The organism is Acinetobacter sp. SM1B (assembly GCF_003289665.1).
Taxonomy (GTDB): Bacteria; Pseudomonadota; Gammaproteobacteria; order Pseudomonadales; family Moraxellaceae; genus Acinetobacter; species Acinetobacter schindleri.
Window position 1 is genome coordinate 1,010,790 of the sequence record NZ_QMBM01000001.1, and the last position, 11,692, is coordinate 1,022,481.

Consider the following 11,692-nt stretch of genomic DNA (forward strand, 5'->3'; position numbering starts at 1 on the left):
ATTGCTTGAATCATAAAAAAAGCAGGGTAGAGGCTCTGCTTTTTTTATGCCTGAATAAAATATATAGGCAACAAAAAAAGGCAAAGTTTTCACTTTGCCTTTTGCACTTCAGATCAATCGATCTTAGTGGTGGTGACCGCCTGCACCGTGTACGTGACCATGGTCAAGTTCTTCTTGAGAAGCTTCACGGATTTCCACGATTTCAACGTCGAAAGTCAGGTCTTGGCCAGCAAGTGGGAAGTTCGCATCAACAACAATGTTTTCGCCTTCAACTGCTTTAACAGTTACGATTTGAACGCCGTCATCAGTTTGCGCCTGGAATTGCATACCAGGTTGGATGTTGTCCACACCCTGGAACATTTTCGCAGGAACTTCTTGTACTAGCTCTGGGTTGTATTCGCCATAGCCTTCAGCTGCTGGAACAGTTACAGTGAATTTGTCGCCTACAGTTTTACCAAGTAGTGCATTTTCAAGGCCAGGAATGATGTTGCCTGCACCATGCAAATATGCAAGTGGTTCACCTTGAGATTTATCGAGAGTTTCACCCTCTGCGTTAGTCAATGTGTAGTGGAAAGAAACCACGAGGTCATTTGCAACTGCAGTCATGATATTGATCCAATCAAATTTTTTAAGAGATACATCATAAAGTGAAATTGAGTTTTTGTAGACTAAAATTAGCAAAAAAAATGCAATTTCCCTATATAAATGCTGATTTTTTCATTGATGGGGGCGCATCTGTAAATTTCAATGCAATTTTATCTTCGGCGAGATTTTTCTTGTAACGAAGTCTTTTACCGTCATTACCCCAGCCTGAGTATAGCCCAAGATCGTGGCCTGATGCAGCCGGTATAATGAAACATACATCGACTTGGCGACAAAGCCCTGTACATTGACCTGACCGAGTAATTCACCTACGGCTTTATTTTCACTTAAGGACACCAGAGAACCTTTATCCGAGAAGACAAACATCGGTAACTGTGTCTGACCATTCGCACGTAATCGTAAAGAATTGACAAGGAAACTGGCCTGCTGGCTGGCAACCTGTGCACGTGGTCCCAAGACGGGTTCATCAGCTCTAGGCTTGCAATGTGCACAATCTCCAAAGGCAAAAATATTCGGATCTGCGGTCGTCTGCAATGTCGCATAAACTTTAAGGCGATGAATATTGTCTCTTTCCAGTCCCTCAAGTTGCGTGAGTACCTCAGGCGCCTTGATTCCGGCTGCCCAGACTTTTACTTCTGCTTCCAAACTTGAACCATCTGCAAAATAAATATGCTCTTCATCGACTTTAGCCACACGATGTTGAGTTAGTACTTCAATACCTAGCTGTTTCAGCTGCTTCATCGTGTGCTCAGCAACTTTGGGAGACAGGGCAGGAAGAATACGATCTGCAGCTTCAATCAGGGTAATTTTGACCTTATTCGGATCGATCTTGTTTAGACCATATTTATGAAAATTATTCTTGGCAGAAACCAGTTCTGCTGCCAGTTCAACGCCTGTAGCACCTGCACCAATAATGGCAATTTTCAGTTCACGGCTATCTGCTTCATTCTGGGCATTTAAGTAAAGATGCAGCAGGTCTTGCTGGAAAATATCCGCCTGTTCGCGACTGTCGAGGAAATGACAGAACTGTTTGACACCTTTGGTATTAAAGTCATTTGAAGTGGAGCCTAAAGCAAGCACCAAGGTGTCATAGTCAATATTTCTATTCTTGGTAGGTTGGACTTTTTTAGAAAAGTATTCGGTTTCAACCAAAATCTGTTTGGTTTCACGGTCAATATTTTTAAACGTGCCCAGAACAAATTCATAATGATTTGCTGCGGCATGGGCAAAATAATTGGTTTCTTCTTCATGCGGATTGAGTGTTCCCGCTGCAATTTCGTGAAGAAGAGGTTTCCAGATATGGGTCAGCTTCTGGTCGATCAGGGTAATCTGGGCCTTACCATTTCTGCCTAAGCTTTGTCCTAACTGGGTAGCCAGTTCCAGACCACCTGCACCACCACCTACAATCACAATTTTATGGGCTGTCATACCTTATTAACCTATTTATTTTTTTAATGAAATAGAAAGAAAACATACTATGACAGGCTTAAAATAAGGTCTTGATAAGAATTGTTATACAGCTTACAAATTGTAGCAATTCAAGGATATAAATTAATAATGTCTTTTATGGAGGTTGTTATTGGTAAAATTAAAAATAAATGTAGGCAATAAAAAAGGACGGCTAATTAATATAATTACCATCCTTTGTCTGTCTCAGATTTTATTTGCCAATCGGATACAATATAACGTCTGCGTTCGTATTTGAGAATAGGCCAAATAACCATTGCAGGAACTTTTCAAAAAAATTCGCTTCTTCAATATCGACCTGATCTTCAATCAGGATGGTACGAATCAACTGATTATTCTGATAGACGTTTACCGTTGCCAATTGCATGACTTTTGCCAGTGGCGCGGTCAGTTGGGTCTCATTCACTTCAATGTTTAAGTGGGTCTGAGTTTCGCGTAATGGCTCAATGCTTTGTAGAGTACCATTCCCTGTATCTAACATCACGCGTTGAGTACTTTGATCAAACTGGTTCAGGTCAATGCTATAGCTCTGATCATAGAGTGAAGTAGTAATTAATTCAGGTTTTTTGGTCGCTACCTTAAACATTTTCAGGGTAGATTGAACCACAGGCAGTTCAGCCAGCACTTGCTTGTCCTTAAGTGCTACCTCATTGCGGGTATAGGTATAGGCCAGATTCATTAGCTTATGAGCGACTTCCGCACGTTTTACCGCACTTTTGCTCCCCATCACCACGACGATTAAACGACGGTTAGATAGACTCATGTCCATGCTTGGACGGATCGCGGTGGCAGCTAGGTTATAACCCGCGGCACGGGTAAAACCAGTTTTCAAGCCGTCTACTGTTGGGTCTATTTTTAGCAATAGATTGGTGGCACGGTGGAAACGCTGGTTATAACTGAAGCTCTGTTGCTTGGAATAGAACAGATAGTTTGGCGTTTCATTGACCAAAGCCTGAGACAGTTTGGCCAGGTCGGCTGCCGTGGAATAGTGCTCAGGCATGGTGATACCAGCCGGATTCTGGAAGTTGGTATGCTGCATGCCCAGTGCTTTGGCTTCCTGATTCATACGCTCCACAAATTTGGGTACGCTTCCAGAAATTTTTTCCGCCAACGTCACTGCGGCATCATTGGCAGACATTACAATTAAGCCTGCTAATAACTGATCTACTGAAATCTGATCACCTTCTTTTAGGTACATCTGGGATTCATCCCACATCACCATATTCACTACAGACGTTGCAGTTATTACTTCATTTTTATCTAATTTTCCGGCCTGAATTTCCTTGAGCGTGATATAAGCTACCATCATTTTGGTCAGGGAAGCCGGAGCACGTTGCAGGTCTTCATTATGTGAAGCAATAGTCTGACCGGTCTGGCTGTCCAGAATGGTCCAGGCTTCTGCCTCAACACTTTCAGGATTAATATTCAGTAGGGCAGCATGCGAGATTGCGGACATAAAAAAGCACAATGTCGCAATCAGTGAGGCGATAAATTTCAAGGGAGTTCCTTATTCGACCAGTCCATTGGCGAGCAAAAAAATTTTAGGCATGCTAAGCCTTTTTTTTTGTCATGGCTAGTACTCATTGTAGACATTTAAGACACTTCCGCAATGTATTGGAAAAAAATGTTAAGCTTAGACTTAACACATTCTAATTTCTTTTGAATCGCCCATTATGTTGCATTATCAAATCGAATTTGACGATTATCGTCAGCATCTTGTTCACGTGACTGTTCGCTTTTTAGCAGACCCTACACAGGTGTTGTCTTTGCCAACGTGGATTCCGGGCAGTTACCTGATTCGTGAATTTTCCAAGCACATTGAAGGAGTGAAAGCCTTTGATGAAGCAGGACGCCAGCTGAAAATCCAGAAATTTGAAAAGAATAAATGGCGCTTGTTTAATACCGACCATGAGCTGATTACGGTTGAATATGATGTCTATGCCTATGATCTGTCAGTACGCGGTGCGTATGTCGATGAAACACGTCTATATGTGAACCCGGCCTGTGCTTGTCTGGGGCTGGAAGGACAAGAAAATAAAGCGATTGAAGTTGAAATCTTCCTGCCAGATGAACTGAAACACTTCCAGTTAGCAACCGGTATGGCATCCAAGAGCCTGGTCAAAGGCCGCTATACGCTTAAAGCAGAAAATTATGCCGAGCTGATCGATTCACCATTTGAACTAGCAGAACAGACCCGTTTTAGCTTTGAAGCCAATGGTATTCCGCATGAGTTCGTGGTTTCTGGCAAACATGAGATGAATGCTGAACGCATGCAGCAGGATCTGGAAAAGATCTGTAGTACCGAAATTTCTATGTTTGGTTCGGCGCCATTTAGTAACTATACCTTTATGACCATGGCAACAGGCAACAGTTATGGTGGTCTGGAACATCCAAATTCAACCAGTCTGATTACTCCACGTGACGATCTGCCGAAAGCCAACGAGCCGGAAGAGCCATCGAAGGATTATCAGCGTTTCTTAGGTTTATGTAGCCATGAATATTTCCACTCTTGGTTAGTGAAATTTATTCGCCCTGATAACTTTGTGAATTACGATTTAAACAAAGAAGGCTACACCTCTTTACTTTGGATCTTTGAAGGATTTACTTCTTATTATGATGACCTGATTCTGCTACGTAGTGGTGTGATTAACCAGGAATCATATATTGCTTTACTGAAAGCACAGATTGACCGTTATTTGCAAAACCCAGGTCGCTTTATTCAAAGTGTGTCTGAATCAAGCTTTGATGCCTGGGTGAAATTCTATCGTCAGGATGAAAACTCGAATAATGCTGGCACCAGCTATTACAACAAAGGTTGTTTAGTAGCACTTTGCTTAGACTTAGGCTTGCGTCTACGTGGTTCAAGCCTGGATGCGTTGATGCGTAAGCTGTATGAAAATGCGCAAAATGGTATTCAGGTGAGCGAGTGTACTATCTTTGAGTTATGTGAAGAATTGACTGGTGATAACTGGTTAGAACAAATCAACCATTTGATCAATACCACAGAAGAATTACCACTGGATCAGTTATTCCCTGAGTTCGGTGTAAGCTATACCCTGAAAAATGACAAGTCTCTGCCATTTGGTTTGAAGTTGGTAGATAAGCCTGAAGGTGTATTCATTCAATCGGCTCGTCGTGACAGTCCTGCTGCGAAAGCAGGCCTGTCAGCCAATGATGTGATCATTGCGATTGATGGTTTAAAAGCGACGACAAAGCTTGCCGAGAAATATGCGAAGCAGGAAGGAACTTATACTGTTCATGCATTTCGTCGTGATGAGTTAATGGCCTTTGAGGTTCAAGCAGCTGGTTCTGCATTGACTGAAGTCGAACTTAAAATTGAAGATCAAGCTAAAGCTGAGAAATGGTTGAAAGCGTAATTTGCATAGTTTAAATAAACCATGTAAAACCGGTGCTTAGGCATCGGTTTTTTTATGTGAATATGAATAAGAAGAGTTTAAATTGGGGAATGGGAATTACGGTTGTCTGGTTAGCCATAATTTTTATATTTTGGTTTTTCGGAGATTTGAAAAGTCCAATATCTTTAAATGAATTAGGTGATTTTCTTGCAGGTATTTTTGCGCCTGTGGCATTTCTTTGGCTAGTACTTGGTTATGTGCAACAAGGTAAGCAACTTGAACAAAATACCAAAGCGTTAGAACAACAAGAACAAGCATTACAGCTTCAAATTGATGAGATGAAGTAAAGTGTGAAACAGCAGAAAAGATTGGTTGATGATCAGCAAAAATACTATAATTCTCTACAAGAATCTGTGAAGCCTATACTAGAGCTTACTCATCCTAAAATTAGATTAAAACCACATTCTATTGATGCACTAGATGCCAATATAGAATATCAAGAAGCACCATTTTTTCAGTTTAGAGTTTTTAATGATGGTAAAGAAAAAGCCTGTTTTATTGAGGTTTTAGGTGGGGTTGATAAGCTAAAATTAATACGAAAATTAAACCGTATAAATGATTTCCAGAGTGTTTGGATAGCATCTTATCTAACAATAAATGAAGCCGAACTTTTAAATAAATGTAATGAAATTAAATACAAAATACTTATTAATTTTGAAGATATTTATGGAAATGAATTTCAATTGGAACACTACTTTGATATTCAAATAAAGAGTGAAAATAAGGTGCTAATTATCAATAGTGAATCAATTCCCTCGATACGTTGAATATCCATAAGAACTTAACAACAGTGGAATATGGTAATGCTCCAAAGTACCATCAATCACAAACACAACCGGAATTTCTGGGAAAAAGGTGCGTTGATTATTTGCCTTAAACCAGTCGCCCGTTTTAAAAGTCACCTTATAAATACCTTTTTGTAGCGCAGTCTCTTTAGGATAGAATTCTTTAATCCGGCCATTATTATCGGTTTTGGCTTCATTGAGTTTGACCCATTTCTCACCTTGCTGGGCTTCTAAAGTTACCGTGATATTGGCAGAAGGCAGGCCAGTTTCCTGATTTAGCACATGCACACTGAGTGGATTGGCAAAGCCAAAAGTTGAAAGGGAAGTCGCAGCTAAAGCAAAAATAATTTTTTTCATGAGACCCATCACAAAATGAATACTTATAATTATTCTAAAAGACTGAAAAATAAAAAATATTAAAGTTATGTAATAAAAAAAGCCCACCTTCGTGAGCTTTCATTGATTCATTTAAATATTATCCACGACCGCGTCCGCGACCACGTGGTGCTTTGGTATTTGGACGTGTCGTACCATTGGTCTTACGACGTGGTTTTTCACCTTCTTCCAGTTGCCAAACACGTGGAGTACCGGTTTTCTTCTTGGTACCGTCTTTATTCACTTTTTTATTGAGTGGTTTGCCACCCGTACCACCTGGTTTTTTCACGTAAGAACGTGAACGGTATGGCTCTTCTGCGGGTACATCTTTGAAGTCAGGGTAAAGCAAAGGTTCAATTTCTTTGGTTTCACCCGGTTGTAGACCCAATTGAACCAGATCAATAGAACCGATTTTGGTACGGATCAAACGTAAAGTCGGGAAACCTACGGCAGCAGTCATACGACGTACCTGACGGTTACGGCCTTCACAAATCGAAATTTCTACCCATGACGTTGGTACAGAAGCACGGTAACGAACCGGAGGATCGCGATCCCATAACCATTCAGGTTGCTGAACCTTGATTGCTTTTGCAGGTAAGGTCATACCATCCTTCAGCTCTACACCTTTACGTAACTGCTCAAGTGCTTCTTCAGTCACGTCGCCTTCAACCTGAACCAGGTAAGTCTTGAATTTTTTATTGGCAGGATTGGTAATGAACTGGTTTAAACCACCATGATCGGTCAGGAATACCAAGCCTTCCGAGTCCATATCGAGACGACCTGCCAGACGCAGTGTAGGATCATCTACGAAATCAGACATCGTCATGTGTGCTTCGTCTTTACGAAACTGGGAGAGGACGTCATAAGGTTTATTTAGAATGACGATTTTCATAGGAAAAGACTTCTATAATTACAAAAATTTGAAAATGAGCAGATTTCTTCGCGTGGGGATAGTCGTGATCTCCCATTGAAATCTAAAAAACGGTGGATTTATATATGGGTATTATGAGGGAAGACGGCCTTAAAGTGTTGCTTATCTCGAAATATTTTTGAAACCGCTGGCAGTTGAACCTGTGAATAGTATCTTGTAAAAGGGTAAAGTGCAGCTATAAGTGTTAATAAAATCAAACCTGAATCTGTTTTAAAATTAAACGGAACAGCTCAGCCTGAAAAATCGCATCCTGTAATGCATTGTGATTGCCTCTGCTTTGTGGCTTTAAAATTTCAATAATATTCTTTGCCCGTGTATCTGACCAACGTCCGCCAAATGCACCCATATAAAGAGATTTAATATCGAGTGAGGAAACACCAAAAGGATTGTGTCCGATAAATTTATGGAAATAATAATTCATAAAAGACCAGTCAAAACCGGCATTTAATCCGACAAAAATTGGTGTTTCAGATTTGGAAAGATGTTGCTCAAGCCAAGTGGCGCAATTCTGCATCGCAGTGGTGGGGTCTATCCCATTTTTTGTTAAATCTTCTAAATTGAAACCGCTAACGGCCAAGGCTTTCGGGTCAGCTTTATGGGAGATCGGCTTTAATTCACAATAAAACTGGATCTCAGGTTGATCGACAAGACACATGCCGATAGATAGCAAATCATATTCCCCAGGAATCGGGCCGGAAGCTTCAATATCGACGGAAATAAACACTTCTTTTTTAGCCATTTTTGTCTGATCACTCTCATCTATCTGTAAAAATTTTAATCTTGCTTGCCAGGTTTTCTGAATATCCATATTAAAATCACTATTGTGGCAGAGAAGGGACTCTTCCAATATCTTAGATAAACAATACAGGGTTAAAATGACCGAGTTAAAGTCATCATAATCTGTGATCTTTACAGTCGGAACTGACACTAAAATCTTGGCTTCATATTTATAAATCTCAATATATAAATTATACGCTGAGTAATCTCATGTTTCAGTCTGCAAAAATCTGTAAAACTTGTAATTACAAAAAACCATGTCCACTTAAAACAGAATAACTTAGTTAAAGTGTAATTACATTGAAGCAATTAGATACGACTCTGGCATTGGTTATTTATTTATAGTGGTTAGAGTAGAAAAACAATCTTTTTGATCGAGATGAGTAGGAGTCAAAAATGGCTAGATCTCAGGCAAAACATAAGCAGGTTCAGCAAAAGGACAAAAAGGATTCCATGCAGGATGAGGAACAACAGCAGCAACAGCAGCAACCTCAAAAATCTAAACCATCACGGGCGAAAAAACGTAAATAGTCCATGATTTTGAATTGGTGATAATCAATGACAAAACCCTCTATAAGAGGGTTTTGTTGTTTAGAAGAGAAAAAAATAATTTTCAAAGGAATCATCAATAAAAATTACAAGAACAGCACGTGTAATCAGATTGAATTGAATAAGATTATTTTAAGAAGAATGAAAGAGAAATTGCAGTGCCGAATTTAAGCGCTTCCCTGTTACTGATTACTATATTAATACTCCTGAGTGGCTGTCAGCCACCACCTTCTGGTGAGTCAGCGGGCTGGAAAAGTCCTTATCTATATTGGCAATTGAGAAAAGAAACTTTATCACAACCTTTAACCATTCCAGTCGAAGGTGTGACCCAAAGACAGCTCAATGATACTTGGGGTGCTTCACGAAGTGCAGGCCGTAAGCATGAAGGAATTGATATCTTTGCTCAACGAGGTACACCTGTGCTGAGTGCAACCCAGGGTATCATCAGAAATATTGGAACAAATAATCTCGGTGGTAAAGTGATCTGGGTAACGGGACCGGAGCTGAGCCAGCATTATTATGCACATCTGGAGGAATATGCTGAGCATATTCAGGAAGGTGACTGGGTGGAAGCTGGCGAAGTCATTGCCTATGTGGGCAATACCGGTAATGCTAAAACCACGCCACCACATCTGCATTATGGAATTTATTTTAGTGGGCAGGGTGCTACGAATCCTTATCCTTACTTGAAAGCTGAGGAATTAGAATAAACGTCATAATGTAAGATAAATATAAAAGAATTTATTCTGAAATTGGAAAGGCATAAAATAGCTTATCTCCCGCTTTTCCTGTTTTTATGAGTATTGCCTACAGACCAGATATCGATGGCCTACGTGCTATTGCGGTATCTCTGGTTATTTTCAATCATTTAGGCTGGTCACTATTTTCTGGTGGCTATATTGGTGTAGATATCTTCTTTGTGATTTCAGGTTATCTGATCACCATTATTCTCACACGCGATATTCAGGCCCAACAATTTTCAATTGCACGATTCTATAAAAAACGTGTAGTCCGTTTGGCACCAGCGTATTTTACCGTACTCGCTGTGGTTAGCCTGATTGCCTGGCAGGTGATGCTGCCAGGTGAACTGACTGAATACTTTAAGAGTGTCATGTATGCCACTGTGCTCATTGCGAATCTCTATATGCGCAATGAAGTGGGGGATTACTTTAGCCCGAGCGTGGAAAATGTACCCCTATTGCACTTATGGTCATTGGGGGTGGAAGAACAGTTCTATATTTTCTGGCCTCTAATATTATGGCTATTTTTTTCCAGAGCATCACGCAAATATCTCTGGTTGATGATCAGTACATTGATTATTGTTCTACTGGCTTATGCTCAATACCAACTCACGCAAAATCCAGCCAAGGCCTATTACAGCATGCCGGTACGGGCTTTTGAGTTACTGATTGGCGCATTGATTACCTGTTTGCCACGACCAAAACTCCCTAAAAAATTACTACAGATCCTGGTGTGGCTCGGAGTCTTTGTTTTATTTGCAGCAGCAATATATTTTGATCAATACACGCCATTTCCCGGTCTTATGGCGCTGATTCCGTGTCTGGCAACAGCAGTAATTATTTATCTGGGCCAATCTGTACCCGCAACCAATCTGTTGCTCAGTAATCAGCTGAGCACCTGGATCGGAAAAATTTCATATCCGCTGTATTTATGGCACTGGCCGATTATCGTGCTATTTGGCATTTATATGCTGCCACTCAATACAGAAAATCAGATCATCATTCTCCTGCTGTCAGTGCTTTTGGCATTTCTTACCTATCAGCTGGCAGAAAAACCCCTAAAACGCTTTGTAATGGCTGCCAATTACAAGGTGATTCTTCTCGGATTTGTAATTCCTGCGATCATCTTTATTGTTATCGCTCAGATTATTAAAAACAATGAGGGTTTTCCTGATCGGTTTCCACCCTCCGTATATGTCAAGCAGGAAGCATTGCAGGCTTATGCGCATGTGATTCGTAGCCAGTGTATGGATACGAATCCGAAAACCTTACCTGATCCCAAAGATTGCATATTAGGACACACGAAGGATGATATTGATTTCTTATTGATCGGTGATTCACATGCCAATGCCTATACTGCAATGCTGGATGAATGGGCTAAAGATGCCAATTTACGTGGTTATGATATTGCCCAGAGTTCAACTTTTTATTTGCCTGGTATACAGCGTTCTGAGTTAAAGCTCGGACGTTGGGAAGAACTCATTAAGTTTCAGCAACGTAATAATGCTCTTACCGAACATCTGTCTAAAACCCATTATCCAATGATTATTTTAGCCGGTTCTTATGCGCCATATTTTGGAGATGAGGTGAAACTTAAAGATGGGATTCATCAGCGCAATCATGAAATCTTTAAAATCGGCTTGATGAAAGCGCTAGAAATTGCCCACAAAGCGAGTGATCAAGTAGTAATACTGAACGATGTGCCACGTCTGGATTGGGATAGAATACCTTCAGACTGTAATATCCGTAACGAGATTCTAAATCGACATGCACAATGTACGGTTTCTAGAAAAAGCTACGATACTTATCTAAAACCATTTAATCAGATTCTGGCTGAAGCCAAACTGAAATACCCTGATTTGAAAATCATTGATCCGACCAAAGTGATCTGTGATCAGCAGGTATGTAAGATCATCGTGAATGATGTGCCTTTATATCGTCTAAAAGATGATAATCATATTAATGATCAGGGTTCACGTCAATTAGGGATTGAATATCTGAAACAATTTGGTAATCCACTAAAAGATTTAAAAGCAAATTAATTATAAA

At 40.3% G+C, this 11,692-nt stretch carries 12 protein-coding genes; 6 read left to right on the forward strand and 6 right to left on the reverse strand.

Going from position 1 to position 11,692, the window contains the following annotated elements:
- Positions 1 to 123 precede the first annotated feature (123 nt).
- The 3 genes from slyD to C8322_RS04795 form a co-directional block, all read right to left on the reverse strand.
- A complete protein-coding gene (gene slyD, locus C8322_RS04785; protein WP_004815419.1) occupies positions 124 to 606 on the reverse strand; it encodes a peptidylprolyl isomerase in 483 nt (160 codons plus the stop codon).
- A 138-nt stretch (positions 607 to 744) separates the two neighbouring features.
- Positions 745 to 2,031 carry an NAD(P)/FAD-dependent oxidoreductase gene (locus C8322_RS04790; protein ID WP_004815420.1) on the reverse strand — a complete coding sequence of 429 codons (1,287 nt, stop codon included), beginning with the start codon at positions 2,029 to 2,031 and terminating at the stop codon, positions 745 to 747.
- Positions 2,032 to 2,263: 232 nt separating this feature from the next.
- A complete protein-coding gene (locus C8322_RS04795; RefSeq protein ID WP_004815422.1) occupies positions 2,264 to 3,568 on the reverse strand; it encodes a D-alanyl-D-alanine carboxypeptidase PBP6B in 1,305 nt (434 codons plus the stop codon).
- A 175-nt stretch (positions 3,569 to 3,743) separates the two neighbouring features.
- Between C8322_RS04795 and C8322_RS04800 the strand changes: the two genes are divergently transcribed.
- The 3 genes from C8322_RS04800 to C8322_RS04810 all read left to right on the forward strand — a co-directional run bounded on the left by C8322_RS04800 (position 3,744) and on the right by C8322_RS04810 (position 6,253).
- Positions 3,744 to 5,447, forward strand: a complete 1,704-nt coding sequence (locus C8322_RS04800) for a M61 family metallopeptidase (protein WP_004815423.1) — start codon at positions 3,744 to 3,746, stop codon at positions 5,445 to 5,447.
- A gap of 62 nt (positions 5,448 to 5,509) precedes the next feature.
- Positions 5,510 to 5,773 (forward strand): hypothetical protein, encoded by a 264-nt coding sequence (locus C8322_RS04805; protein ID WP_008306700.1) that lies wholly within the window; start codon positions 5,510 to 5,512, stop codon positions 5,771 to 5,773.
- Positions 5,774 to 5,776: 3 nt separating this feature from the next.
- Positions 5,777 to 6,253, forward strand: a complete 477-nt coding sequence (locus C8322_RS04810) for a hypothetical protein (protein ID WP_004815426.1) — start codon at positions 5,777 to 5,779, stop codon at positions 6,251 to 6,253.
- On the opposite strand, the gene uraH is transcribed toward C8322_RS04810, so the two are convergent.
- From uraH to C8322_RS04825, 3 genes are all read right to left on the reverse strand, one after another.
- A complete protein-coding gene (gene uraH, locus C8322_RS04815; RefSeq protein ID WP_034425031.1) occupies positions 6,233 to 6,628 on the reverse strand; it encodes a hydroxyisourate hydrolase in 396 nt (131 codons plus the stop codon). The two genes, C8322_RS04810 and uraH, sit on opposite strands and share 21 nt — an antisense overlap.
- A gap of 118 nt (positions 6,629 to 6,746) precedes the next feature.
- Positions 6,747 to 7,538 carry a pseudouridine synthase gene (locus tag C8322_RS04820; protein WP_004815429.1) on the reverse strand — a complete coding sequence of 264 codons (792 nt, stop codon included), beginning with the start codon at positions 7,536 to 7,538 and terminating at the stop codon, positions 6,747 to 6,749.
- 232 nt (positions 7,539 to 7,770) lie between these two features.
- A complete protein-coding gene (locus C8322_RS04825; RefSeq protein ID WP_004815431.1) occupies positions 7,771 to 8,505 on the reverse strand; it encodes a 3'-5' exonuclease in 735 nt (244 codons plus the stop codon).
- Between the two features lie 245 nt (positions 8,506 to 8,750).
- Here C8322_RS04825 and C8322_RS14665 point away from each other — a divergent pair, with 245 nt between their 5' ends.
- The 3 genes from C8322_RS14665 (at position 8,751) to C8322_RS04835 (ending at position 11,685) form a co-directional block, all read left to right on the forward strand.
- Positions 8,751 to 8,885: a hypothetical protein gene (locus C8322_RS14665; RefSeq protein ID WP_004815433.1), complete on the forward strand. Its 135-nt coding sequence runs from the start codon at positions 8,751 to 8,753 to the stop codon at positions 8,883 to 8,885.
- Positions 8,886 to 9,061: 176 nt separating this feature from the next.
- The gene (locus tag C8322_RS04830) at positions 9,062 to 9,613 is read left to right on the forward strand and encodes a M23 family metallopeptidase (protein ID WP_004815436.1); all 552 of its coding nucleotides are present in this window, start codon (positions 9,062 to 9,064) and stop codon (positions 9,611 to 9,613) included.
- Positions 9,614 to 9,699: 86 nt separating this feature from the next.
- A complete protein-coding gene (locus C8322_RS04835; protein WP_004815438.1) occupies positions 9,700 to 11,685 on the forward strand; it encodes an acyltransferase family protein in 1,986 nt (661 codons plus the stop codon).
- The last annotated feature ends 7 nt before the right edge of the window (positions 11,686 to 11,692 follow it).